The sequence below is a fragment of the Rhodoferax sp. TH121 genome (assembly GCF_002251855.1).
Classification (GTDB): domain Bacteria; phylum Pseudomonadota; class Gammaproteobacteria; order Burkholderiales; family Burkholderiaceae_C; genus Allorhodoferax.
Genome location: NZ_NOXW01000020.1, coordinates 95,968 through 121,397 on the forward strand (window position 1 = coordinate 95,968; position 25,430 = coordinate 121,397).

General features: G+C 57.4%; 27 protein-coding genes and 1 tRNA gene. 25 read left to right on the forward strand and 3 right to left on the reverse strand.

The annotated features are described in order from the left end of the window. Positions 1–22: 22 nt before the first annotated feature. Both CHU94_RS06500 and CHU94_RS06505 read right to left on the reverse strand, forming a co-directional pair. A complete protein-coding gene (locus tag CHU94_RS06500) occupies positions 23–670 on the reverse strand; it encodes an ANTAR domain-containing response regulator (RefSeq protein ID WP_094477996.1) in 648 nt (215 codons plus the stop codon). A gap of 43 nt (positions 671–713) precedes the next feature. Continuing rightward, complete coding sequence (locus CHU94_RS06505) at positions 714–1,481, reverse strand: GNAT family N-acetyltransferase (protein WP_094477998.1); 768 nt, start codon at positions 1,479–1,481, stop codon at positions 714–716. A 65-nt stretch (positions 1,482–1,546) separates the two neighbouring features. On the opposite strand from CHU94_RS06505, the gene tsaD reads away from it, so the two are divergent. Then, the gene (gene tsaD / locus CHU94_RS06510) at positions 1,547–2,602 is read left to right on the forward strand and encodes a tRNA (adenosine(37)-N6)-threonylcarbamoyltransferase complex transferase subunit TsaD (protein WP_094478000.1); all 1,056 of its coding nucleotides are present in this window, start codon (positions 1,547–1,549) and stop codon (positions 2,600–2,602) included. Between the two features lie 70 nt (positions 2,603–2,672). Here the strand turns inward: tsaD and CHU94_RS06515 are convergent, their stop codons facing one another. Next, entirely contained in the window at positions 2,673–3,062 is a 390-nt protein-coding gene (locus tag CHU94_RS06515; protein ID WP_094478002.1) for an Hsp20/alpha crystallin family protein, read from the reverse strand. Between the two features lie 94 nt (positions 3,063–3,156). Here CHU94_RS06515 and CHU94_RS06520 point away from each other — a divergent pair, with 94 nt between their 5' ends. From CHU94_RS06520 to CHU94_RS06635, 24 genes are all read left to right on the forward strand, one after another. Beyond that, positions 3,157–4,470 carry a branched-chain amino acid ABC transporter substrate-binding protein gene (locus CHU94_RS06520; protein WP_094478004.1) on the forward strand — a complete coding sequence of 438 codons (1,314 nt, stop codon included), beginning with the start codon at positions 3,157–3,159 and terminating at the stop codon, positions 4,468–4,470. Positions 4,471–4,600: 130 nt separating this feature from the next. Next, positions 4,601–4,867, forward strand: coding sequence for a 30S ribosomal protein S15 (gene rpsO / locus CHU94_RS06525; protein WP_094478006.1), 267 nt, complete (start codon positions 4,601–4,603; stop codon positions 4,865–4,867). A 206-nt stretch (positions 4,868–5,073) separates the two neighbouring features. Continuing rightward, positions 5,074–7,191: a polyribonucleotide nucleotidyltransferase gene (gene pnp, locus CHU94_RS06530; protein WP_094478008.1), complete on the forward strand. Its 2,118-nt coding sequence runs from the start codon at positions 5,074–5,076 to the stop codon at positions 7,189–7,191. A gap of 66 nt (positions 7,192–7,257) precedes the next feature. Beyond that, positions 7,258–8,253, forward strand: coding sequence for an NAD(P)H-quinone oxidoreductase (locus CHU94_RS06535; protein WP_094478010.1), 996 nt, complete (start codon positions 7,258–7,260; stop codon positions 8,251–8,253). Then, positions 8,250–8,993 (forward strand): triose-phosphate isomerase, encoded by a 744-nt coding sequence (gene tpiA, locus CHU94_RS06540; RefSeq protein WP_094478012.1) that lies wholly within the window; start codon positions 8,250–8,252, stop codon positions 8,991–8,993. The genes CHU94_RS06535 and tpiA overlap by 4 nt, the downstream gene beginning before the upstream one ends. Positions 8,994–9,027: 34 nt before the next feature. Next, positions 9,028–9,390, forward strand: a complete 363-nt coding sequence (gene secG / locus CHU94_RS06545) for a preprotein translocase subunit SecG (RefSeq protein ID WP_094478014.1) — start codon at positions 9,028–9,030, stop codon at positions 9,388–9,390. A gap of 115 nt (positions 9,391–9,505) precedes the next feature. After that, positions 9,506–9,590: transfer RNA gene (locus CHU94_RS06550), tRNA-Leu, on the forward strand. 63 nt (positions 9,591–9,653) lie between these two features. Continuing rightward, a complete protein-coding gene (locus tag CHU94_RS06555) occupies positions 9,654–10,013 on the forward strand; it encodes an NADH-quinone oxidoreductase subunit A (protein WP_094478016.1) in 360 nt (119 codons plus the stop codon). Between the two features lie 4 nt (positions 10,014–10,017). Then, complete coding sequence (locus tag CHU94_RS06560; RefSeq protein WP_094478019.1) at positions 10,018–10,497, forward strand: NADH-quinone oxidoreductase subunit B family protein; 480 nt, start codon at positions 10,018–10,020, stop codon at positions 10,495–10,497. Positions 10,498–10,505: 8 nt separating this feature from the next. Next, on the forward strand, positions 10,506–11,114 hold the full coding sequence (locus CHU94_RS06565; RefSeq protein ID WP_094478021.1) for an NADH-quinone oxidoreductase subunit C: 609 nt from the start codon (positions 10,506–10,508) through the stop codon (positions 11,112–11,114). A 12-nt stretch (positions 11,115–11,126) separates the two neighbouring features. Further along, entirely contained in the window at positions 11,127–12,380 is a 1,254-nt protein-coding gene (locus tag CHU94_RS06570; RefSeq protein ID WP_094478023.1) for an NADH-quinone oxidoreductase subunit D, read from the forward strand. Next, positions 12,377–12,874, forward strand: a complete 498-nt coding sequence (gene nuoE, locus CHU94_RS06575) for an NAD(P)H-dependent oxidoreductase subunit E (protein ID WP_094478025.1) — start codon at positions 12,377–12,379, stop codon at positions 12,872–12,874. Before CHU94_RS06570 ends, nuoE begins: the two co-directional genes overlap by 4 nt. Next, complete coding sequence (gene nuoF / locus CHU94_RS06580; RefSeq protein ID WP_094478027.1) at positions 12,871–14,223, forward strand: NADH-quinone oxidoreductase subunit NuoF; 1,353 nt, start codon at positions 12,871–12,873, stop codon at positions 14,221–14,223. The genes nuoE and nuoF overlap by 4 nt, the downstream gene beginning before the upstream one ends. 12 nt (positions 14,224–14,235) lie before the next feature. Further along, entirely contained in the window at positions 14,236–16,374 is a 2,139-nt protein-coding gene (gene nuoG, locus CHU94_RS06585; protein ID WP_094478029.1) for an NADH-quinone oxidoreductase subunit NuoG, read from the forward strand. Further along, positions 16,371–17,447, forward strand: coding sequence for an NADH-quinone oxidoreductase subunit NuoH (gene nuoH / locus CHU94_RS06590; RefSeq protein WP_094478031.1), 1,077 nt, complete (start codon positions 16,371–16,373; stop codon positions 17,445–17,447). The genes nuoG and nuoH overlap by 4 nt, the downstream gene beginning before the upstream one ends. 11 nt (positions 17,448–17,458) lie before the next feature. Beyond that, entirely contained in the window at positions 17,459–17,980 is a 522-nt protein-coding gene (gene nuoI, locus CHU94_RS06595; RefSeq protein ID WP_094479258.1) for an NADH-quinone oxidoreductase subunit NuoI, read from the forward strand. A gap of 25 nt (positions 17,981–18,005) precedes the next feature. Beyond that, positions 18,006–18,644, forward strand: a complete 639-nt coding sequence (locus tag CHU94_RS06600) for an NADH-quinone oxidoreductase subunit J (protein WP_094478033.1) — start codon at positions 18,006–18,008, stop codon at positions 18,642–18,644. Then, positions 18,641–18,949, forward strand: coding sequence for an NADH-quinone oxidoreductase subunit NuoK (nuoK, locus tag CHU94_RS06605; protein ID WP_094478035.1), 309 nt, complete (start codon positions 18,641–18,643; stop codon positions 18,947–18,949). The genes CHU94_RS06600 and nuoK overlap by 4 nt, the downstream gene beginning before the upstream one ends. A gap of 5 nt (positions 18,950–18,954) precedes the next feature. Continuing rightward, positions 18,955–20,970: an NADH-quinone oxidoreductase subunit L gene (nuoL, locus tag CHU94_RS06610; protein WP_094478037.1), complete on the forward strand. Its 2,016-nt coding sequence runs from the start codon at positions 18,955–18,957 to the stop codon at positions 20,968–20,970. Between the two features lie 12 nt (positions 20,971–20,982). Beyond that, positions 20,983–22,458: an NADH-quinone oxidoreductase subunit M gene (locus CHU94_RS06615; RefSeq protein WP_094478039.1), complete on the forward strand. Its 1,476-nt coding sequence runs from the start codon at positions 20,983–20,985 to the stop codon at positions 22,456–22,458. A 24-nt stretch (positions 22,459–22,482) separates the two neighbouring features. Then, positions 22,483–23,970, forward strand: coding sequence for an NADH-quinone oxidoreductase subunit NuoN (gene nuoN, locus CHU94_RS06620; RefSeq protein WP_094478041.1), 1,488 nt, complete (start codon positions 22,483–22,485; stop codon positions 23,968–23,970). Between the two features lie 43 nt (positions 23,971–24,013). Continuing rightward, positions 24,014–24,319 (forward strand): DUF2818 family protein, encoded by a 306-nt coding sequence (locus tag CHU94_RS06625; RefSeq protein ID WP_255033868.1) that lies wholly within the window; start codon positions 24,014–24,016, stop codon positions 24,317–24,319. A 13-nt stretch (positions 24,320–24,332) separates the two neighbouring features. Further along, the gene (locus CHU94_RS06630; RefSeq protein ID WP_094478043.1) at positions 24,333–24,929 is read left to right on the forward strand and encodes an NUDIX domain-containing protein; all 597 of its coding nucleotides are present in this window, start codon (positions 24,333–24,335) and stop codon (positions 24,927–24,929) included. A gap of 13 nt (positions 24,930–24,942) precedes the next feature. Beyond that, positions 24,943–25,419 (forward strand): DUF1178 family protein, encoded by a 477-nt coding sequence (locus CHU94_RS06635; RefSeq protein ID WP_094478045.1) that lies wholly within the window; start codon positions 24,943–24,945, stop codon positions 25,417–25,419. Positions 25,420–25,430: the final 11 nt, after the last annotated feature.

The window sequence follows — 25,430 nt, forward strand, 5'->3', positions numbered from 1 at the left end:
GGTAAGTGTTTGTGAACGGGTTTCAAGACAGCAAGTCGGCCACGTCCAGCATGCGCTGGGCTACCTCCACCATCTTGAGGTTTTTGTCCATGGCGGTTTTGCGCAGTTTGGCGTAGGCCGCTTCTTCGCTGAGCTGCTGGCGTTGCATCAGCAGCGCCTTGGCGCGGTCGATGACCTTGCGGTCTTGCAGCGCGGCGGACAGCTCATGAAGCTCGGTGCGCGTGGCATCCAGCTCTTTGCGCAGGGCCTGTTCGTGCTGGAAGCGGGCCAGTGCCACGTCGAGAATCGGGCGGATACGCTCCGTTTGCAGTCCCGCCACGATATAGGCGGACACCCCGGCGGCCACTGCGGCACGCGCATTGCCCGTGTCGTTGTCGTTGGTGAACATGACAATCGGGCGGCGTTCATCGCGCGTGGCCATCACCACGTGCTCCAGCGCATCGCGCGCGTCGCTCTCGGCGTCCACGATGATCATGTCGGGCTGCAGCTGCGCCAAGCGCTCGGTCAGGTACACATCGGCCGGCAGCGAGGCGACCAGATTAAAGCCGTTTTCCAGCAGACCAATGCGCAGGCTGCGCGAGCGTTCCGCCTGGTGCAAGGCGTGGGTGTCCTGCGGGTCATCGACCTGCAGGTCAGAGTTGATCACGACGATGCGTAGCGGCTCGGTCATACGCCTCTCGTGGCAAGCAAAAGTCGCGCCATATCCCGGTATTTCACAGGCATCCGTCTGCAGCCCTGTGCCAGTAGTGGTACGACCAGGCCGTCACAAAACCTGCACGCCGGTACAGGGCCAGGGCCGTGGTGTTGTCGGCCTCCACCTGCAAAAACGTTTCCGTCAGCCCGCGTCGCAGCGCCTCGTGGGCCAGGCAGGCCATCAGTTGCCGGGCCAGGCCCTGGCCGCGGGCCCGCACCACGGTGCGCAGCCCGTGCAGGCTGGCCCAGCCTTGGCTATAGACCGCTGTGCCGGCGCACAGGGGCTGGCCCTGCTGCACCACGCTGCCATAGACGCTGTGGTGACCGCGGCTCAGTGCCTGTACACGCTGCTGGCCATCCACGGGGTCAAAGCCTGCTGCGGTGTACACGGCCGCCCATTGCGCGGTGGGTGTTGCGGACCACGTGGCTGTGGCTGGGTCTGCCAGGGCCGCGACGGCCGCGGTGGCTGCCACTTGAACCAGCGTCGCTTGGGTGGGCGCAAAGCCCAGTTTGCGCAGTTCGGCCTGCACATTTTCCAGGCCTGCTACATCCGCCAGGCGAAACACGGGTGGCAGGCCACGCTGTGCATAACGCGCACAGATGCCGGGCAGGGTGGCTGTGTCCAGGCTGTGGTGGCGCAGCGGTGCCGCACTCTTGGCGCGCCCAATGGTGGAGCCGTCAAACGACAGCAGCCAGCCGTCCATCGTCTCGTGGGCGGGTGGGGCCACCGCGTCGCGGGTCGATTGTTCCAGCCGGGCAATGGCGTCGTCGGTCAAAGGCAGGTGCATGCGGGCATTGTGCCGGGGCCTCGGGGGGCCATCCTCTAAACTCGGTGGCTCAAAAGGAAACAAGCATGCTGGTGTTGGGAATCGAGTCCTCGTGTGACGAAACAGGCGTGGCGATGGTGCAGTCGCAGGGCAGCGCCGTGCCCACGCTGCTGGCCCATGCGCTGCACAGCCAGATCGAGATGCACCAGGCCTACGGCGGCGTGGTGCCCGAGTTGGCCAGCCGCGACCACATTCGCCGCGTGTTGCCGTTGACCCAGCAAGTGCTGGCAGACAGCGGCCGCAGCCTGCAGAACGTGGATGTGGTGGCCTATACGCGCGGCCCCGGTCTGGCGGGCGCGCTGCTGGTGGGCGCCGGTGTGGCCTGCGCGCTGGGTGCGGCGTTGGACAAGCCGGTGCTGGGCGTGCACCACCTCGAAGGCCATTTGCTTTCCCCATTTCTGAGCGCAGATCCCCCGGAGTTTCCCTTTGTCGCGTTGCTGGTGTCCGGTGGCCACACGCAGCTGATGCGCGTGGACGGCGTGGGCCGCTACGAACTGCTGGGTGAAACGATTGACGATGCGGCGGGCGAGGCCTTTGACAAATCCGCCAAGCTCATGGGCCTGGCCTATCCGGGCGGGCCGCTGCTGTCCAAGCTGGCGGAGGAGGGCGACGCCAAGGCCTACGCGCTGCCGCGTCCGCTGCTGCACAGCGGCAACCTGGACTTTTCATTCGCCGGCCTGAAGACCGCCGTGCTGGTGCAAAGTCAGCGCATGGTGACGGCCGGTGGCGTGGCCACGTTTGACGCCTTGCCGCGTCAGCAGCAGGCCGATTTGGCGGCGTCTACGCAAGCGGCGATTGTGGAGGTGCTGCTGAAGAAGTCGGTGGCGGCGATCAAGCAAACCGGCCTGAAGCGCCTGGTGGTGGCGGGCGGTGTGGGGGCCAACCGCAAGCTGCGTGAGCTGCTCAACGCCGAGTGCGCCAAGCGCGGTGTGCGTGTGCACTACCCCGAGCTGCACCTGTGCACCGATAACGGCGCCATGATTGCCATGGCGGCGGCCATGCGGCTGCAAAGCGGCTTGCAACAGGCCAGCAAGACCTACGCCTTCGACGTCAAGCCGCGCTGGCCTCTGCATTCACTATAAAAACTGCCTCTAGCCCTCGTAGATTGTGCGCCAGCAGCTATGGAAAGCATAGCGTGCCAGTGCCGTCAATTTACTGAATGGTCAGTTCCGTGGCGGTGTCCACGGGTACCTTTTTCACCAGCTTCAGGGTCAGCACGCCGTTTTCCAGTTTGGCTTCGCTCTGGGCGCTGTCCACGTCCTGGGGCAGCTCGTAGGCGGCGCGGTAGCGGCGCGGTGCATCTTCCTTGCTCTGGATGCGGACGACCGCACCATCAATGGAAATGCTGAGCTGTTCTTTGGCAATGCCGGGCATGTCCAGGGTCAGGGTGAAGCTGGTCTCGTCCTGAGTGAAGGCGCTACCGTTTTGGCGTGCTGAGAAGAGGGCGTCTTGCAAGAAACGGTCGACTGAGCGCCCTGTGGGTGCGTACACCGAACGGCGCACAGAAGGCTGGAACACGGAAGGTGCAGAGGCAAAAAACATGGTGTGGACTCCTAGTACACTGCGCGGCTCTCACCGTGAGCGCCGCATGTTCCCAAGCTGTGCGCTTTCCCTCACATTTCAAGAGAAATTCCCCATGTTTATTCTTTCCTCTAAGCCCTTGAAATTGCTGGCCAAGGCGCTATTTGCCGGTGCCCTGACAGCGGCAAGTGCCATCGCACAAACCCCCTCGGCCCTCAAGATCGCCATCATCGAAGGTTTCAGTGGTGCCAACGCCAACGGGGGGGAAGCTGGTTTCCGCAACTTTGTCTGGGCGGTGGAGCGTGTGAACGCACGAGGCGGTGTGAAACTGCTCGCCAGCGCCGGTGGCAACCAGCTGATGCAGCTGGAGCGTTTTGACAGCAAGGGCCAGACCGAAGAGGCGCTTTCCGCGTTGCGCTCGGCCATTGACGGCGGTGCGCGCGTCATCCTGCAGGGCAATTCTTCTGGCGTGGCTGCCTCGCTGATCGACGCCATCAACAAACACAACGAACGCGATCCCGCACGCCGCGTGCTGTTCCTCAACTACGCGGCCGTGCTGCCCGAGCTGACCAACGAGAAATGCAGCTTCTGGCATTTCCGCTTTGATGCCCACTCCGACATGCGCATGGCTGCGCTCATGGATGTGCTCAAGGATGACAAGGCACTCAAAAGCGTTTACATCATTGGCCAAGATTACAGCTTCGGCCAGGCCGTGGGCCGCGAAGCCAAGCGCCAGTTGGCCGTACTGCGCCCCGATGTGCAGGTGGTGGGCGACGAGCTGCACCCGCTGGGCCGTGTGAAAGACTTCTTGCCCTACGCCACCAAGATCAAGGCCAGCGGTGCCGGGGCGGTGATTACCGGCAACTTTGGCAACGACCTGAGTCTGCTCATCAAGGCCGCCAAGGATGTGGGTTTTGACGGCAAGTTCTACACCTTCTACGGCAACGCCCTGGGCGCCCCGGCCGCAATAGGTGACGCGGGCATCGGCAAGGTGGTGGCCGTGGCCGACTGGCTGCCCAATGTGCAGACCGCCGCCAGCGAGGCCTTTTACAAATCCTTCCGCGTGCGCTACCCCAAGGCCGAGGACGACTATGTCCATATGCGCATGCAGCTTCTGATTGAGGCGTTGGCCCAGAGTGTCGAAGCAGCCGGAAAGCAGGGCGGAGTGGGTGCGAATGGGGTGATCGATATGGTGGCTGTTGCGACCCAGCTGGAAAAAGCCAGCGTCACTTTCAGTGGTCAGACTGGCACTATGCGCGCTGCCGACCATCAGTTCCAGCAAACGCTTGTGGTGGGGGTGATGGAGCGCCATGGCTCACCGGGTGTCAAGTTTGATGTGGAGGGCTCGGGGTATGGCTTCCGCGTGGTGAAAACTGTGCCCGCATCAGCAGCCGAGCAGGCTACCAGCTGCAAGATGGTGCGTCCCTGAGCCGCTCAGGCTATAATCGTTAGGCTTTGCATTCGGCAGGGCGCACGCCAGACGCAGTTCCAGCATCTGGCGCAAGTTGTACCAACCGGGGCGGCGCCCAGTGCGCAGTCCCAAAATACCAGGAAAACCCATGATTGCATCTAGCATCAAAGCCGCTGTTGTCAAAGACAACGCCCGTCAAGCTGGCGATACCGGCTCCCCAGAAGTCCAAGTGGCTCTGTTGACTGCCCGTATCAACGAACTGACCCCCCACTTCAAGACCCACGCCAAAGACCACCACGGTCGCCGCGGTCTGTTGCGCATGGTGTCCCGCCGTCGCAAGCTGCTGGACTACCTGAAGTCCAAGGACGCTGACCGCTACGTCGCCCTGATCGCCAAGCTGGGTCTGCGCAAGTAAGCGATTCAACGAATGAGAAGCGCCTGAGTTAGGTCACTAGCTCAGGCGTTTTTTACTTCGGAGGCGACAAAAACAGAACGAAGCTGTGTCATTCCAAAGCAATTCCGCTCGTCGGAGTTCTTCTGGAATGGCATCGTGGACTGTGATGTTGACTCCGGGCTAGTGCGAGGTGGCCTGCACCTTCTACAACTCAACGGAGATAAAACATGAGCATTTTCAACAAAGTTACCAAGACCTTCCAATGGGGCCAACACACGGTCACCATGGAAACCGGCGAAATCGCACGCCAGTCCACCGGCGCTGTGCTGCTGGACATGGACGGCACCGTGGTGCTGGCCACTGTGGTCGCCAAGACCGAAGGCAAGCCCGGCCAGGACTTCTTCCCCCTGACCGTGGACTACCTGGAAAAGTCCTACGCCGCGGGCAAGATCCCCGGTTCCTTCTTCAAGCGCGAAGGCCGACCCAGCGAGTTTGAAACGCTGACCAGCCGCCTGATCGACCGCCCGATCCGCCCCCTGTTCCCCGAAGGCTTCTTCAACGAAGTGCACGTGGTTGTGCACACCGTGTCGCTGAACCCCGAAGTCGACGCCGACATCGCGGCGATGATCGCTGTGTCTGCTGCACTGTCCGTCTCTGGTGTGCCCTTCAACGGCCCCATCGGCGCAGCCCGCGTGGGATATGTCAACGGCGAGTACGTGTTGAACCCGGGTCAAACCGCACGCAAAGACTCCATCATGGATCTGGTCGTTGCAGGTACCGAATCTGCCGTGCTGATGGTGGAATCTGAAGCCCAACAACTGTCTGAAGAAATCATGCTGGGCGCCGTGGTCTACGGTCACCAGCAAGGCAATATCGCCATCAACGCCATCCATGAACTGGTGCGCGATGCTGGCAAGCCCGTGTGGGACTGGAAGCCTGCCGCCAAGGACGAAACCCTGGTTGCCAAAGTGGGCGCTTTGGCCAAACCCAAGCTGGAAGCCGCTTACCAAATCCGCAACAAGCAAGCCCGTACCCAAGCATGTCGCGCTGCCTATGCAGAGGTGTTTGCTGGCCTGAAGGCCGATGGTGTGGAATTTGACAGCGTGGCCGTGGAAGGCCTGTTGTTTGAGATTGAAGCCAAGATCGTGCGTGGCCAAATTCTGGCCGGCGAACCCCGTATCGATGGCCGCGACACCCGCACCGTGCGCGCGATTGAAATCCGCAATAGCGTGCTGCCCCGTACCCACGGGTCTGCTTTGTTTACCCGCGGCGAAACCCAGGCTTTGGTGATCGCCACATTGGGTACCGAGCGCGATGCCCAGCGCATTGACGCTTTGAGCGGTGACTTCGAAGACCGCTTCATGCTGCACTACAACATGCCTCCCTTCGCCACCGGCGAGACCGGCCGTGTGGGCACACCCAAGCGCCGTGAAATCGGCCACGGCCGTCTGGCCAAGCGCGCCCTCGTTGCCGTGCTGCCGACCAAGGAAGAATTCCCCTACACCATGCGTGTGGTCTCGGAAATCACCGAATCCAACGGTTCTTCCTCCATGGCCTCCGTCTGCGGCGGCTGCTTGTCGCTGATGGATGCTGGTGTGCCCTTGAAGGCGCACGTAGCCGGTATCGCCATGGGCCTGATCAAGGAAGACAACCGCTTCGCCGTATTGACCGACATCCTGGGTGACGAAGATCACCTGGGTGATATGGACTTCAAGGTTGCCGGTACTACCAACGGTATTACCGCGCTGCAGATGGACATCAAGATCCAAGGCATCACCAAGGAAATCATGCAAGTTGCTTTGGCCCAAGCCAAGGAAGCACGCATGCACATCCTCGGTGAAATGCAAAAGGCCATGGGCGAAGCCAAGACTGAAGTGTCCAGCTTTGCACCCAAGCTCTACACCATGAAGATCAACCCCGAGAAGATCCGCGACGTGATCGGCAAGGGTGGCGCCGTGATCCGTGCGCTGACCGAGGAAACCGGTTGCCAGATCAACATCGAGGAAGACGGCACCATCACCATTGCCGCCACCGACGGTGCGATGGCAGACGAAGCCAAGAAGCGCATCGAACAGATCACTGCTGAAGTCGAAATTGGCAAGGTTTACGAAGGTCCGATCACCAAGATCTTGGACTTCGGCGCCCTGGTGAACCTGCTGCCCGGCAAGGACGGCTTGCTGCACATCAGCCAGATCGCCCACGAGCGCGTCGAGAAGGTCACGGACTACCTGTCTGAAGGCCAGATCGTCAAAGTCAAGGTACTGGAAACCGATGAAAAGGGCCGCATCAAGCTGTCCATGAAGGCACTGCTGGACCGTCCGGCCCAGAATGGCGAGCAAGCTTAATTTGCTTTGCTATTGAATTGGTAGCTGCTCGCGCAATCAGCGCCAGGGCTACCTGTTGATTTGGCTATGAAAGCTGTCGAAATCTCGTCCTTCGGTCCGCCCGACGTGTTGCGTTGGGTGGATCGTCCTGCGCCTGTCGCAGGCGTGGGGGAGGTGTGCATTCGCGTGACCGCAAGCGGGATCAACCGACCTGACGTCTTGCAGCGTGCCGGACATTACCCGGCGCCCGCAGGCGCTTCTGACCTTCCGGGGCTGGAAGTGGCGGGCACCATTGTGTCGGGCGACGCCGAGGCAATGAAAGCTGCCGGCTTTCAGTTGGGTGACCGTATCTGCGCCTTGGTCGCTGGTGGTGGTTATGCCGAGCTCTGTGTCGCACCCGTGGGCCAGTGTCTTCCGGTGCCGGCGGGCTGGAGTGATGTCGAGGCAGCCAGTCTGCCCGAGACACTGTTTACCGTGTGGAGCAATGTGATTGACCGTGGCCGTCTGCAAGCAGGAGAAACCTTGCTGGTGCAAGGTGGTAGCAGCGGCATTGGTGTCATGGCGATCCAGCTGGCGAAGGCCCTGGGTGCCACGGTGGTTGCGACAGCGGGCAGTGATGAAAAATGTGCAGCTTGCCTGGCGCTGGGTGCTGACCATGCCATCAACTACAAGACCCAGGATTTCCAGGCGGAGGTTTTGCGCCTTACCAAAGGGCGTGGAGTCGATGTGGCGCTGGACATGGTAGCAGGCGCATATGTGGCCAAGGAAGTGCAGTGCCTGGCGGATGATGGGCGCTTGGTCATCATTGCCGTGCAGGGTGGTGTGCAAAGTGAAATCAATGCCGGATTGGTGCTGCGCAAACGACTGACCATCACGGGTTCGACCCTGCGCGCACGGCCCGTGGCCTTCAAAGCGGCAATTGCAGTTGCTTGTCGGCGCGTGGTCTGGCCTTTGCTGGTTGCTGGGCGTATCAAGGCCGTGATTCACAGCGTGTTTGCACCAGTCGATGCGGCGAAAGCCCATGCGCTGATGGAGTCCAACCAGCACGTTGGGAAAATTGTTTTGAAGTGGGATGCAGCATGAAAAAGAAACTGATTGCGGGCAACTGGAAGATGAACGGTTCCACGGCCGCCAATGCCGCGCTGGTGCAGCAACTGCTGGCTGGCGCGGGTGCGGCTGCTTGCGATATCGCCGTATGTGTGCCTGCACCATATTTGGCCGAGGTGGGCGCCTTGGTAAAAGGTTCTGCCATTGCCGTGGGTGCGCAAGATGTGTCGGCACACGACGTCGGTGCGTATACCGGTGAAGTGTCTGCTGGCATGCTGCGCGACTTGTCTGTGCGTTACGCCATCGTTGGCCACTCCGAGCGACGCCAGTACCACGGTGAAACGGATGTGGTGGTGGCCAGCAAAGCCCAAAAGGCGCTTGCAGCCGGAATCACGCCCATCGTGTGCGTGGGTGAGACACTGCAGGAGCGCGAAGCCGGATTGACCGAAGAAGTGGTCAGGCGCCAGCTGGCAGCCGTCATTCATACCAATGGCCACTGCATTAGCGAGATCGTGGTTGCGTATGAGCCGGTGTGGGCCATTGGTACTGGCAAGACCGCCAGTCCTGAGCAGGCGCAGCAGGTGCATGCCGTGCTACGTGCACAGTTGCATGCGGCAACAGAACATTCGGATCGTGTGCAGATTCTGTATGGTGGCAGCATGAATGCAGCCAATGCCGCCCAATTGCTGGGTCAGGCCGATATTGACGGTGGCCTGGTGGGCGGCGCTTCGCTGAAGGCCGCTGATTTTCTGACCATCATCGCCGCAGCCGCCTGAGGCTGCGCAGTTCTTTCAAATTAAGGAGTATTACATGAGCTTTATCGTCACCATCATCCTGACTGTGCAAATGCTGTCGGCCCTCGCCATGATTGGCTTGATTCTGGTGCAACACGGCAAGGGTGCCGACATGGGTGCCGCTTTTGGCAGTGGTGGTTCGGGTAGCCTGTTTGGCGCCAGCGGCAGTGCCAACTTCCTGTCGCGTACCACGGCCATTCTGGCTACCGTGTTTTTCGTCTGCACTCTGGCGCTTGCCTACTTTGGCAACCTGCGTCCCGCCAGCTCTGGTTCTGTGCTCGAAGGTGCTGCCGTCGTGGCCCCCGCTGCTGCGTCCGCAGCGTCTGAGTCGGCTCCTGCTGCGCCAGCGACTGGTGCCGCGCAAATTCCGGCCAAGTAAGCGTTTTTAAATCCCTTGTCCCTGCCGGTGGCAGGGTAAATTCAGGGTAAACTCTAGGGCTGGTGAATAAGCAAATGCCGCAAGGCTCCTCACGCAACTTCACCAGCTGAGAGCCGCCGTCGTGGTGAAATTGGTAGACACGCTATCTTGAGGGGGTAGTGGCGAAAGCTGTGCGAGTTCGAGTCTCGCCGACGGCACCAGAACAATATCCGTTCAGCCAAGGGCCTTCTTGGCTGGGCTGTAACGGTGATCAGAATCTCAAGATGAACCTCGATCAATATCTCCCCGTACTTTTGTTCATCTTGGTCGGTATCGGCGTGGGTGTAGTGCCCCAGGTACTCGGCTATATCCTGGGGCCCAATCGTCCCGATCCTGCCAAAAACTCCCCGTACGAATGCGGCTTCGAGGCCTTCGAAGACGCCCGCATGAAGTTTGATGTTCGCTACTACTTGGTGGCCATCCTTTTCATTTTGTTCGACCTTGAAACAGCCTTTCTGTTTCCGTGGGCCGTGTCCTTGAAAGAAACCGGTATGTTGGGTTTCCTCATTGGTGCAGAGTTTGTGGTGGTGTTGACTATCGGCTTTGTCTATATGTGGAAAAAAGGCGCGCTGGACTGGGAGTGATCCAATGATTGAAGGTGTACTCAAAGAAGGGTTTGTCACCACGAGCTACGACTCGGTGATGAACTGGGCCAAGACGGGCTCCATCTGGCCAATGACGTTCGGCTTGGCTTGCTGTGCGGTAGAGATGATGCACGCAGCAGCGGCGCGCTATGACCTGTCCCGTTTCGGTTCCGAGGTGTTTCGAGCCAGTCCTCGCCAATCTGATCTGATGATCGTTGCCGGCACCCTGTGCAACAAGATGGCGCCTGCTTTACGCAAGGTGTATGACCAGATGTCTGAACCACGCTGGGTGATCAGCATGGGGTCTTGCGCCAATGGTGGCGGGTACTACCACTACAGCTATTCCGTAGTGCGAGGCTGTGACCGCATCGTGCCTGTGGACGTGTATGTGCCAGGCTGTCCTCCCACGGCTGAAGCCTTGGTGTACGGTATTTTGCAGTTGCAGCAAAAAATTCGCCGCACTGAAACCATCGCCCGGGCCTGAGGATTGTTATGACTGTTTATTCCATTCGGCCCGAAGCAACGCTGGAGGCGGTACAGCGCGTGTTGGGAGATAAGGCCAAGCGTTTGACGGTAGCTTTGGGTGAAGTTGAGTTGCTGGTGTCTGCCGCAGACCTGCTGGTGGTGGCCAAGGCATTGCGCGATTCACCCGGTTGCCAATTTGAACAGCTGTTGGATCTCTGTGGTGTGGATTATTCCGACTACAAGTCGGGTACTTACGAAGGTTCGCGTTTTGCCGTGGTCATGCATCTCTTGTCGGTGAGCTTGAATCAGCGTTTGCGGGTCAAGGTGTTTGCCCCCAGTGATGACATGCCCGCTGTGGCGTCGGTCACGGAAGTCTGGAACTCTGCCAATTGGTTTGAGCGTGAAGCCTTTGACCTGTTTGGCATCGTGTTCGAAGGTCACAACGATCTGCGTCGCATCCTTACCGACTATGGCTTTATCGGCCATCCCTTCCGCAAGGACTTCCCGACCACGGGCCATGTGGAGATGCGTTTCGATGCGGAGCAGGGGCGTGTGGTTTACCAGCCGGTCACCATCGAAACCCGCGAGATTACCCCCCGCATCATTCGCGAAGAGAATTACGGAGGCCTGCAGTAAGCAGTTGAATGCATGGCTGAAATCAAGAATTACACCCTGAACTTTGGTCCGCAGCACCCTGCAGCGCACGGCGTATTACGCTTGGTGTTGGAGCTGGACGGCGAGGTTATCCAGCGTGCCGATCCTCACATCGGTTTGCTGCATCGTGCTACCGAAAAGCTCGCAGAAAGCAAAACCTACATCCAGTCCTTGCCCTATATGGACCGATTGGACTACGTGTCCATGATGTGCAACGAGCATGCCTACTGCCTGGCGATAGAGAAGCTCTTGGGCATCGAGGTGCCTGAGCGTGCGCAGTACATCCGTGTGATGTTCTCCGAAATCACGCGCTTGCTGAACCACCTGATGTGGCTGGGGTCGCACGGCAACGACTGTGGCAGCTCAACGATCCTGATCTACACCTTCCGCGAGCGGGAAGATCTGTTCGACATGTACGAAGCGGCCAGCGGCGCGCGCATGCATGCAGCGTATTTCCGACCTGGTGGTGTTTATCGTGATCTGCCGGACACCATGCCCCAGTTCAAGGCTAGCAAGGTGCGCAATGCCAAGGGGATCGAAGAGCTGAACAAAAACCGCAAGGGCTCCTTGCTGGATTTTATTGAGGACTTCACGCAACGTTTCCCCGCATGCTTAGAGGAATACCACACGCTGTTGACCGAGAACCGCATCTGGAAGCAGCGCACCGTGAACATCGGTGTTGTGACGCCAGAGCGCGCGTTGAATATGGGTTTTACGGGGCCGATGTTGCGCGGCTCCGGTATTGCCTGGGACCTGCGTAAGAAGCAGCCCTATGATGCTTATGACAAGCTGGATTTTGATATCCCCGTGGGCAAGACCGGCGACGTTTACGACCGCTATCTTGTTCGCATGGAAGAGATGAAGCAGTCCAACCGCATCATCAAGCAGTGTGTGGACTGGCTCAAGGCCAACCCTGGTCCGGTGATCACGGACAACCACAAGGTGGCTCCCCCTTCGCGCGAATCCATGAAGACCAGCATGGAAGAGTTGATTCACCATTTCAAGCTGTTCACCGAAGGTTTCCGCGTACCGGAAGGCGAAGCCTATGCCGCGGTGGAGCATCCCAAAGGCGAGTTTGGCATCTATATCGTCAGCGATGGCGCCAATAAACCTTACCGTCTCAAAATTCGTCCTCCAGGCTTTGCCCATTTGGCAGGTCTGAACGAGATGGCCACCGGGCACATGATTGCAGACGCGGTGTCCATCATTGGCACCATGGATATTGTTTTTGGAGAGATTGACCGATGATCTCTGACGCCACCAAGGCACGCTTCGCCAAGGAAGTCGCCAAGTACCCTGACAACGATGCTGGGCGCCAGTCTGCAGTGATGGCCTGCTTGTCCATCGTGCAGCAGGAGCTGGGCCATGTCAGTACCGACAGTGAGAAGGTGATTGCCGACTATTTGCACATGGCACCTATGGCCGTGCACGAAGTCACGACCTTCTACAACATGTACAACCAGAAGCCGGTGGGCAAGTTCAAATTGAACGTCTGTACCAACCTCCCGTGCCAGCTGCGCAATGGCCAGCATGCTTTGCACCACTTGGAAAAGAAACTGGGCATTCACATGGGTGAAACCACGCCGGATGGACTGTTCACGCTGCAGCAAAGCGAATGCCTCGGTGCTTGTGCCGATTCGCCGGTGATGCTGGTCAATGACCGCCATATGTGCAGTTTCATGAGTGACGACAAGCTCGACCAGTTGGTCGATGCGTTGCGCGCCGAAGGAGCCCAAGGATGAGCGTCGACACGATCCTTGACCAGTTCAAGGCCACAGGCGTTCAGACCTGTTTCCATGACCGCCACATCAACCCACAAATTTATGCGGGTCTGAATGGTGCCAACTGGAGTCTCAAAGATTACGAGGCACGCGGTGGTTACCAGGCCCTGCGCAAGATCCTGGGCAAGGATGGTGGCGAGGGGCTCACGCAAGACCAAGTGATTGCGACGGTCAAAGAGTCGGCGTTGCGTGGACGCGGCGGTGCGGGCTTTCCCACAGGCCTGAAGTGGAGCTTCATGCCGCGCCAGTTTCCCGGACAGAAGTATCTGGTCTGCAACTCCGACGAGGGTGAGCCAGGTACCTGCAAGGACCGCGACATTTTGCAGTTCAACCCGCATATCGTGATTGAAGGCATGGCCATTGCTGCCTACGCCATGGGCATCAGCGTGGGCTACAACTACATCCACGGAGAAATTTTCTCCGCCTATGAGCGCTTTGAAGAAGCTTTAGAAGAGGCGCGTGCCGCCGGTCTGCTGGGTAACAACATCATGGGCAGCAACTTCAGCTTCCAGCTGCATGCTGCCCACGGCTTTGGTGCCTATATCTGCGGGGAAGAAACTGCGTTGCTCGAATCGTTGGAAGGCAAGAAGGGCCAGCCACGCTTCAAGCCACCGTTCCCAGCCAGTTTTGGTCTCTATGGCAAGCCCACTACGATCAACAACACCGAAACGTTTGCAGCGGTGCCATGGATCATTCGCAATGGTGGTCAGGCCTACCTCGAATGCGGCAAGCCCAATAATGGTGGCACCAAGATCTACTCTGTTAGCGGCGACGTGGAGCGTCCCGGCAACTACGAGATTCCCATGGGAACGCCATTCTCCAAGCTGCTCGAGTTGGCTGGTGGTGTGCGCGGTGGCAAGGCCCTGAAAGCCGTAATCCCTGGTGGTTCTTCCTCGCCGGTGCTGCCTGCATCCATCATGATGGAGTGCACCATGGACTACGATTCCATTGCCAAGGCGGGCTCCATGCTGGGTTCTGGTGCGGTCATAGTGATGGATGAGACGCGTTGCATGGTCAAGGCCTTGCAACGACTATCCTATTTTTACATGCACGAGTCCTGCGGGCAGTGCACCCCTTGCCGTGAAGGCACGGGCTGGCTCTCTCGGATGGTGGACCGCATTGTGGAAGGCCAAGGCCGTCCCAGCGACATGGCATTGCTGGACAACGTTGCCGAGAACATCATGGGTCGCACCATTTGTGCCTTGGGCGATGCGGCTGCGATGCCGGTGCGCGCCATGATCAAACACTATCGGCACGAATTCGAATACCTCGTAGAGCACAAGACCAGCATGGTTGCGGCCCACGTTTGAGCGAGTCATAAGATGATTGAAATCGAACTCGACGGCAAGAAGGTAGAGATCGCTGAGGGCAGCATGGTGATGCATGCGGCTGACAAGGCGGGTACCTACATTCCCCATTTTTGTTACCACAAGAAACTCAGCATTGCGGCAAATTGCCGCATGTGTTTGGTAGACGTGGAGAAGATGCCCAAGCCCATGCCGGCCTGTGCAACGCCGGTGACGCAAGGCATGATCGTCCGGACCAAGAGCGACAAAGCCATCAAGGCCCAGAAGTCGGTCATGGAGTTTTTGCTTATCAACCACCCATTGGATTGCCCCATTTGCGACCAGGGCGGTGAGTGCCAGTTGCAGGACTTGGCCGTGGGCTACGGGGGATCATCTTCGCGCTACGAAGAAGAGAAGCGTGTAGTGCCTGTCAAAGATGTGGGGCCGCTGATTTCCATGCAGGAAATGAGCCGCTGTATCCATTGCACGCGCTGTGTACGTTTTGGTCAGGAGGTTGCTGGTGTGATGGAGTTGGGCATGTCGCATCGTGGCGAACATGCCGAGATCGAGACCTTCATTGGTGAATCAGTGGACTCCGAGCTTTCGGGCAACATGATCGATATTTGCCCGGTAGGGGCACTCACCAGCAAGCCCTTCCGCTACAGCGCTCGTACTTGGGAACTGTCGCGCCGCAAGTCGGTGAGCCCGCATGATTCCACCGGTGCCAACCTGATTGTCCAGGTGAAGAACCACAAAGTGCTGCGCGTCGTCCCGCTGGAGAACGAAGCTGTCAACGAGTGCTGGATTGCTGATCGTGACCGTTTTTCCTACGAAGCCTTGAATAGTGATGAACGGCTTACCACTCCCATGCTCAAGCAGGGCGGTGAGTGGAAGAGCGTGGACTGGCAGACTGCACTGGAGTACGTGGCCAATGGGCTGAAACAGATAAAGGCCAACCACGGTGCCTCCAGCATCGGTGCTTTGGTTAGCCCGCACAGTACGCTGGAAGAATTGCAACTGGCTGGTGCCTTGGTGCGTGGTTTGGGCAGTGACAACATCGACTACCGCCTGCGTAACAGCGAGTTTGTGCCTGCAGCCGGTGTGCGTTATCTGGGCACCTCCATCGTCTCGCTGTCGCAACTGCAACGGGTGCTGGTGGTCGGTTCCAACCTGCGCAAGGACCACCCCCTGTTCGCCCAGCGTATTCGCCAAGCCACCAAGCTTGGCTGCGTGGTCAGCGCCGTGTTATCGGAGTCTGCCGACTGGGCATTGCCCGTGGCACACACCGCGCTGACCCCTGCGGCCGGGTGGGTGCAGGCGCTTGCTGACATTGCAACTGCCATTGCGGCCGAGAAAACGGTTCCCGCGCCCGCAAGCGGCACGGCCACTCCTGTGGCCCAGTCGATTGCGCGTTCCCTCTTGTCGGGCGAACGCAAGGCAGTGTTGCTGGGCAATGCCGCCGCGCACCATGCCAAGGCGTCAAGCCTGCTGGCTTTGGCCAATTGGATTGCTGAACAAACGGGTGCTTCGGTGGGCTATTTGACTGAAGCAGCCAATACCGTGGGGGCTCAGATTGTTGGTGCCTTGCCTCAGGCGGCGGGGCTGAATGCTGCGCAAATGTTGTCTGGTGGTTTGAAAGCAGCCATGCTGCTGAACACGGAGCCGGAATTTGACAGCGCATTAGGGCGTGACGCGCTGCTGGGACTGTCCAAGGCAGAGATGGTTGTGACTTTGAGTCCTTTCAAGGCCAACTTGGACGTCAGCGATGTGATCTTGCCAATTGCGCCGTTCACAGAGACTTCGGGTAGCTTTGTGAATGCGGAAGGCCGAGTGCAGAGCTTTCACGCTGTAGTCAAACCTGCTGGAGATGCCCGTCCCGCGTGGAAGGTCCTCCGTGTGATGGCGAATCTCTTGGGTGTTCCAGGTATGGACTACGAGACTTCGCAAGACGTTCTGAAGACTTTGACGCTGGAGCAGCAGGGTAATGCTTGTTTTGTGCCTGCAGAGCGTCTGAGCAATGCGTGTGATTGTTCGATTGATTTGCTGGCTGCTGAAGTTGCTCCTGTTGCAGCCTCCATCTATCAATTAGATAGTCTGGTGCGCCGTTCGACATCGCTCCAATTAACCGCTGATGCGAAGCAGGGTGCCCAAGCGCGAGAAGGGGCTTTGTCATGATTGACATGATTTACAACACGGGTTTGGGATTGATCGCCTCATCGTGGTGGGCCGGCTTTGTATGGCCTGTGATTTGGACTCTGCTGAAAATTGTCGTGGTGGTCCTACCACTCATGGGTGCCGTTGCTTACCTCACTTTGTGGGAGCGCAAGTTTCTCGGGTGGATGCAGGTCCGTGTCGGTCCGAATCGTGTCGGCCCTTGGGGTTTGTTGCAGCCTATTGCCGACGCCTTGAAACTGCTTACGAAGGAAATTCTGGTTCCAACCCAGGCTAGCAAAGGCCTGTTCTTCATTGGGCCCATTCTGACTATCATGCCTGCCATGGCGGCTTGGGCTGTCATTCCCTTCGGTCCCGATGTCGCACTTGCAAATATCAATGCGGGCCTGCTGTTCGTAATGGCCATTACCTCCATGGAAGTGTATGGCGTGGTGATTGCCGGTTGGGCATCCAACTCCAAATACGCCTTTCTCGGGGCTCTACGTGCTTCGGCGCAGATGGTCAGTTACGAAATTGCGATGGGTTTTTGCTTGGTGATCGTATTGATGATTTCCGGAAGTATGAATCTTTCGGAAATTGTGATGGGGCAGGGCAAGGGTGACTTTGCCGCGATGGGCCTTGGCTTTCTGTCTTGGAACTGGCTGCCTTTGCTGCCCATTTTTGTTGTTTACATTATTTCTGGCTTGGCTGAAACCAACCGTCATCCTTTCGATGTGGTCGAGGGCGAAGCGGAAATTGTTGCCGGCCATATGGTCGAGTACTCGGGTATGTCCTACGCCATGTTTTATTTGGCCGAGTACGCCAACATGTGGCTGATTTCCATCCTGGCCTCCCTGATGTTTTTGGGTGGCTGGTTGTCGCCAGTGGCCGCGCTGGACTTCATCCCCGGATGGATTTGGCTTGGCATCAAGACCTGTGCCATTGTCAGTTTGTTCATCTGGGTGCGTGCCACATTCCCTCGTTTCCGTTATGACCAGATCATGCGTTTGGGGTGGAAAGTATTTATCCCCGTCACACTGGTTTGGCTCCTGGTCATTGGTGGCTGGATGCAAACCCCCTTCAGCATCTGGAAGTGAAGGAGCTGCCCATGTCTTCCAATTCTGTTGCCCGTATGCCTTCCGCTTTTTCTCTCAAGGATTTTCTCTACAGCTTCCTGCTCGTGGAGCTTTTCAAGGGCTTGGCCCTGACGGGGCGTTACCTGTTCCGCCGCAAGGTGACAGTCCAGTTCCCCGAAGAGAAAACGCCGCTGTCTCCTCGCTTTCGTGGCCTGCATGCACTGCGCCGCTACGAAAACGGTGAAGAGCGGTGTATTGCCTGCAAGCTGTGTGAAGCAGTGTGCCCAGCGATGGCAATCACCATTGAATCCGACGTGCGGGACGATGGTTCGCGTCGCACCACCCGTTACGACATCGATCTGACGAAATGTATTTTCTGTGGCTTCTGTGAAGAAAGCTGCCCCGTGGACTCAATTGTGGAGACCCATATCTTGGAATACCACGGCGAGAAGCGCGGGGATTTATATTTCACCAAAGAGATGCTGTTGGCTGTTGGTGATCGTTATGAGCCAGAGATTGCTGCCAACAAGCAAGCTGACGCCAAGTACCGCTGATCTGTCGCAAGAAAGTGTTTGAATCATGAGTGTTACGACTGGTCTCTTTTATGCCTTCTCGGCCGTGCTGCTGTTCGCCGCATTCCGAGTCATCACGGCGCGTAATCCGGTACATGCTGCCCTGTATCTCGTGTTGACCTTTTTTCAGGCCGCACTGATCTGGATGTTGCTCAAAGCCGAGTTTTTGTCCATCGCGCTGGTGCTGGTCTATGTGGGGGCTGTGATGGTGCTGTTTTTGTTCGTCGTGATGATGATGGACGTCAATGTGGAAAATTTACGCTTGGGTTTCTGGAAGCATTTCCCGCTGGCCGCGCTTGTCGGTGTCGTCATTGCCCTGGAAATGGCGGCAGTGCTGATGGGCGGGTTCCGTATCGTCGAGGATCCCTCGCTAGCGGCAACAGCCAGCAACTCGAACACCAAGGACATCGGCGTGCTGCTATTCACGCAATATCTCCTTCCGCTGGAAGTAGCTGCAGCCATTTTGTTGGTTGCCATGATCGCTGCCATCGCACTGACCTTGCGCGCCCGCAAGGACAGCAAGTATGTAGATCCTGCGGAACAGGTTCGTGTCAAATCACGTGACCGTATGACCGTAGTGAAGATGGCCTCTACCCAGGCCGCCCCGGCAGTTCTTGCCGAAGCCGACGCGGAGAAAAAACAATGACTTTGACCTTGGGCCATTTTCTGTCGCTGGGTGCCATGCTGTTCGCCCTGTCGGTGGTCGGCATTTTCCTGAACCGCCGCAATCTGATCGTTCTGCTGATGGCCATCGAACTTATGCTGCTGGCTGTCAACACCAACTTTGTGGCCTTTTCCCATTACCTCAATGACCTGCACGGACAGATTTTCGTGCTCTTCATCATGACAGTGGCCGCCGCCGAAGCCGCTATTGGCCTGGCCATTTTGGTGCTGTTGTTCCGCAACAAGAACAGCATCAGCGTGGACGAACTCAATTCGCTCAAAGGTTAAACACAATGAGCCAAACCCTTTCCGCATCGACCTTGCTGGCCGTTCCGCTGGCCCCTCTGGCTGGTGCCGCGCTGGCCGGTATATTCGGCACCCGTTTCGGTGGTAACTGGATCGGTCGCAAGCTGAGTCACACACTCACGATCCTCGGCGTGCTGATCGCATTTATCCTGTCGGTCGACACCCTGAAGTCTGTGGTCTTGGATGGCGCACACTTCAACGAAACACTCTACACCTGGATGGTGGTGGGAGGGCTCAAGATGGAGGTCGGCTTTCTGGTAGATAGCCTGACTGCCATGATGATGTGTGTCGTGACTTTCGTGTCCCTGATGGTGCACCTCTACACCGTGGGCTACATGGAAGAAGACGAAGGCTATAACCGCTTTTTCGCCTACATCTCGTTGTTCACCTTCTCCATGCTCATGCTGGTAATGAGCAACAACTTGCTGCAGCTGTTTTTCGGTTGGGAAGCTGTGGGCTTGGTGTCTTACCTGTTAATCGGCTTCTGGTTCAACAAGCCCACTGCCATCTTTGCCAACATGAAGGCCTTCTTGGTCAACCGTGTCGGTGACTTCGGCTTTATCTTGGGCATCGGCCTCATTGTGGCCTATGCGGGCACGCTGAACTACAGCGAGGTGTTTGCGAAGACCGGTGAATTGGCGCAGCTAGGCTTTCCCGGTACCGACTGGATGTTGGTCACCGTTATCTGTATCTGCCTGTTTGTTGGCGCTATGGGCAAGTCTGCGCAGTTCCCGCTGCACGTGTGGTTGCCCGACTCCATGGAAGGGCCTACGCCGATTTCCGCGTTGATCCACGCTGCAACTATGGTGACCGCCGGAATCTTTATGGTGGCACGCATGTCGCCCCTGTTCGAGCTCAGCGACACAGCTTTGAACTTCATCCTCGTCATTGGCGCCATCACGGCACTCTTCATGGGATTTCTAGGCATCATCCAGAACGACATCAAGCGTGTCGTAGCCTACTCCACGCTATCGCAGTTGGGTTACATGACGGTGGCCCTCGGAGCTTCGGCCTACTCGGTGGCAGTGTTCCACCTGATGACCCACGCCTTCTTCAAGGCCTTGCTGTTCCTTGGTGCTGGTTCAGTGATCATGGGCGTGCACCACAACCAAGACATACGCTGGATGGGTGGGTTGCGCAAGTACATGCCGATCACGTGGATCACCTCTTTGCTGGGCTCTCTTGCACTGATCGGAACGCCTTTGTTTGCTGGCTTTTATTCCAAAGACAGCATTATCGAAGCCGTGCACTTCAGTCATTTGCCAGCTGCCGGTTTCGCAAACTTTGCGGTGTTGGCAGGTGTGTTCGTGACTGCGTTTTATTCGTTCCGTATGTATTTCTTGGTGTTCCACGGCAAGGAGCGGTTTGACCAAAATCCCGATGCGCACCACGATGATCATCATGGTGATCATGGGCACGACCATCAGCCACACGAGTCTCCTTGGGTCGTAACTGTACCGTTGGTTTTGTTGGCGATTCCCTCTGTACTGATTGGGTACTTGACCATTCAGCCCATGCTGTTCGGCGATTTCTTCAAGGATGTGATTTTTGTCAATGCCGAAAAGCATGGCGCTATGGCAGGCCTAGCAGGGATTTTCCATGGGCCCTCGCAAATGGCCATGCATGCGTTTTCCACTGCACCCTTCTGGTTGGCACTCGCAGGTGTGGTGGCTTCGTATCTGATGTACATGGTTTTCCCTGCTGTTCCTGCGGCCATCAAGCGCAGTGTCATGCCTTTGTTTTACTTGCTGGAAAACAAGTATTACCTGGACTGGATCAACGAAAACATCCTTGCCCGTGGTGCCCGTGCATTAGGGACAGGCCTATGGAAGGTTGGTGACCAAGCGGTAATTGATGGCACGGTGGTCAATGGTTCTTGGAAGCTGGTGGGCTGGGTGTCATCCATCGTGCGCAAGGGACAGTCCGGTTATTTGTACCACTATGCGCTGGTCATGATTCTTGGCATCTTTGTCCTGATGACGTACTTCGTTTGGCTCAAGTAGGAGAAAAATAATATGGGTTTGTTGAGCCTCGCTATCTGGGTTCCCATCGCATTCGGCGCGGTGCTGTTGGCTTGTGGTCGTGACGAACATGTCAAGGCGGTTCGCTGGATTGCCTTGGTTGGTGCTGTGGTCAGCTTCCTGTTGACCTTGCCTTTATATGGACAGTTTGACACCACGACCGCAGCCATGCAGTTTGTGGAAAAGGCAGCTTGGATTAGCCGCTTCAATGTCTACTACCACTTGGGCGTAGATGGCATCTCCTTCTGGTTTGTTCCGCTCACAGCCTTTATTACTGTAGTGGTGGTCATTGCAGGCTGGGAGGCTATCACTCAGCGCGTCAACCAATACATGGGCGCCTTCCTGATTTTGAGCGGACTCATGATTGGTGTGTTCACAGCACTGGATGGTTTGCTGTTCTACGTGTTCTTCGAAGCCACACTGATTCCGATGTACCTCATCATCGGTATCTGGGGTGGTCCCAACAAGATCTACGCCGCGTTCAAGTTCTTTCTCTACACCTTGCTCGGCTCCCTGTTGATGTTGGTGGCTTTGATTTACCTCTACACCAAGTCGGGTGGTAGCTTTGACTTGGCCACTTGGCATGCCCTGCCTCTGGGTAGTACCGCGCAAACCTTGCTGTTCTTTGCTTTTTTTGCAGCATTTGCAGTGAAGGTTCCAATGTGGCCAGTACACACTTGGCTGCCAGATGTGCACGTTGAGGCGCCCACTGGTGGCTCTGCCGTACTGGCCGCCATCATGCTCAAACTTGGCGCCTACGGTTTTCTGCGTTTCTCAATGCCCATTGCACCCGATGCTGCACACGAGTGGGGTGGTGTCATGGTGGCGCTGTCCTTGATTGCAGTTGTTTACGTGGGCTTGGTAGCCATGGTGCAGCAAGACATGAAGAAGCTGGTGGCGTATTCGTCGGTGGCGCACATGGGCTTCGTGACCCTGGGTTTCTTTATCTTCAATGACTTGGGTGTGTCCGGTGGCTTGGTGCAAATGATCGCGCACGGCTTTGTGTCTGGCGCCATGTTCTTGTCGATTGGTGTGTTGTATGACCGTGTGCATTCGCGGGAAATCGCCAGTTATGGCGGTGTGGTCAACACCATGCCCAAATTCGCCGCATTTGCCTTGTTGTTTGCCATGGCCAATTGTGGTTTGCCAGGTACCGCCGGCTTTGTGGGCGAATGGATGGTGATCCTGGGGGCTGTGAAGTTCAATTTTTGGATCGGTTTTGCAGCTGCCAGTGCACTGATTTTTGGTGCCGCCTATACCTTGTGGATGTTCAAGCGGGTGTATCTTGGTCCTGTCACCAATGACGATGTGAAGGGGTTGACGGATATCAATGCACGAGAGTTCTTTATGTTGGCACTCTTAGCTGTCGCGGTGTTGTACATGGGGCTCCACCCCAAACCCTTCACTGATGTGATGGACGTTTCTGTGGCCGAGTTGCTCAAGCACGTGGCCGCGTCCAAGTTGAACTGATCCAACTGAATTGCGAGACGAACGATGATAGACAAACTCAGTTTGATCACGGTATTGCCAGAAATCATTCTGCTGGTCATGGCCTGTGCCATTGCCCTGATTGATTTGCGCGTGAAGTCGCCGTTGCGTGGTGTGACCCATGTGCTGACCTTGTTGACGCTGGCGGCAGTTGCATTGTTGCAAGCGTCCTATGCCTCCACCGGCCTCACGCAGTACGCCTTTAGCAATATGGTGGTAAGCGACGCCATGGGCAACTGGCTCAAGTGCTTTGCCACACTGGCCGTGATGGTGACCCTGGTGTATGGTCGTGCCTACGCTGGACAGCGAGACATGCTACGCGGCGGTGAGCTTTTCACCTTGAGCATTTTTGCGCTGCTTGGCATGTTTGTGATGATTTCCGGCAATAACTTCCTTGTCATTTATATGGGCCTGGAGTTGTTGACTCTGTCCAGTTATGCCTTGGTAGCCTTGCGCCGTGACCATGTGGCCGCGACCGAAGCAGCCATGAAATATTTTGTGCTCGGTGCAATGGCATCTGGCTTCCTGCTTTATGGCATGTCCATGTTGTACGGCGCCACCGGATCTCTGGACGTGAACGAAGTGTTCAAGGCCATCGCGTCGGGCCAGATTCGCCACATGGTGCTGGTGTTTGGTTTGGTGTTTCTGGTGGCTGGCTTGGCGTTCAAGTTGGGTGTGGTGCCGTTCCATATGTGGATTCCCGATGTCTATCAGGGCGCACCCACTGCGGTGACCTTGATGATTGGTGGCGCCCCCAAACTGGCGGCCTTTGCCATCGTCATGCGACTGTTGGTCGAGGGTATGCTGCCCCTGGCGGGAGACTGGCAGCAGATGCTGATGCTCTTGTCGATTGGCTCCCTGCTGATTGGCAACTTGGCTGCCATTGCACAGACCAACATCAAACGTATGCTGGCCTTCTCTACCATTGCACAAATGGGCTTTGTGTTGCTTGGCCTGATGTCTGGTGTTGTGAATGGAAATACAGCGTCGGGCGCCAATGCGTATAGCTCTGCGATGTTCTATGTGGTCAGTTATGTGCTCACCACTTTGGCCACCTTTGGTGTGATCTTGCTGCTGTCGCGCGATGGCTTCGAGAGCGAGGAAATTGCCGACTTCGCAGGTTTGAATCAGCGTAGCCCGCTGTACGCCGCGGTCATGGCAATCTGTCTGTTTTCCTTGGCAGGTATTCCACCGATGGTGGGCTTCTATGCCAAGCTGTCGGTGCTGCAGGCCTTGATTGCATCGGGTGACAGTTTCTATTTGGCGATTGCCGTGTTTGCGGTACTCATGTCGCTGATCGGTGCTTTCTATTACTTGCGTCTTATCAAAGTCATGTACTTTGATGAGCCCATCACCGTCACAACTGTCACAGCACCTGTGGACGTGCGTGTGGTCTTGTGCATCAACGGTGGACTGGTGCTGGTGCTGGGTGTTTTCCCAAGCGGCCTGATGGCTGTCTGTGCCAACTCCGTACGCCAAATGCTGGGCAGCTAAGCACTTTGGCGCTTAGTCTAGGCCTAGCCTTGACGTAACAACCATGATGAATTCTTTTTCTGCAGGTTTCGTCCTTGCTTTGGCTTTCGTGTGTGCCAACCTCCCGTTCTTCACGGAACGTCTGCTGGGCCTGTATCGTTTGGGGGCTGCGAATAAGTCCTTGGGCTGGCGGCTGCTGGAGCTTTTGTTCCTATACAGCCTGACGGGTGCCGTTGGCTTGGGACTGGAGCATCGTGCAGGGCAAATCAGTCCACAGGGGTGGGAGTTTTATGCCATCACCCTTGCTTTGTTTGTGACGTTTGCGTTCCCGGGTTTTGTCTACCGCTACCTGTTCAAACGAGCGGGGTAAGTCAAAGATCACCATGGACGATGACAGTCACCTGATCGAGCGCAAGACATCTGGCGAGGAAATTCTCAAAGGGCATTTTCTACACGCATTTCGTGACCAGGTGTTGCTGCCCAATGGAAAGGCGGCAACGCGTGAATATGTGATCCACCCCGGTGCGGTAATGGTCATACCCTTGCTCGACGACGGCAGTGGGGGGCTCAAGTTGGTGTTGGAGCGCCAGTACCGTTACCCCGTAGAGCGCGTGATGATCGAGTTCCCGGCGGGCAAACTGGATGCAGGCGAAGGTGTACAGCGCTGTGCTGAGCGTGAATTGCTGGAAGAGACTGGTTACACGGCAGGCGCGTGGGCTCGGGCCGGTGTCATGCACCCTGTCATTTCGTATTCCACTGAGTTCATCGACATTTGGTTCGCTCGCGACTTGAAATTGGGGCCACGCAAGCTTGACGAGGGCGAGTTCCTCGATGTGTTCACCGCAACACCCACTGAATTCCTGCAGTGGTGCCGTGAAGGACGCGTCACCGATGCGAAGACCTTGGCCGGCGCACTCTGGGTCCAGAACGTGCTCAAAGGGAATTGGTCATTGGAGTGGGGCGCACCGTTGTCCGTCTGAACTGGGCCTTGGCATGAAAGTCCTTGATCTCGCGTGCAGCCGGCATCACCTCTTTGAAGGCTGGTTTGCGTCGGAAGACGATTTCGTCAATCAGTGCCAGCTCGGTTTGGTGCAATGCCCTGTGTGCGCAGACCCGACGGTGGTGAAGAAGCTCAGTGCGCCGCGGCTTAACCTTTCGGGTGCACGTGAACCTCAGCCTTCTACGCCTGCCCTGGCATCAGCCCCTAGCCCCACCCCACCTGCACGCATGGGTGAAGTGGAAACTGCGCTGGCCGCTGCCTGGATGGCCGTGGCCCGCCATGTGATAGCGAACACCGCCGATGTGGGCGGCCAATTCGTGGAAGAAGCCCGCAAGATGCATTACGGCGAAGCGGAAGTGCGCAGCATCCGTGGGCAGGCCACCTTGGAACAGGCGCAGGAGCTGGTGGAGGAGGGCATTGAAGTCATGCCGCTCCTGTTGCCCGAGGCCTTGAAAGGCCCGCTCCAGTAGAGCGGGCGCCC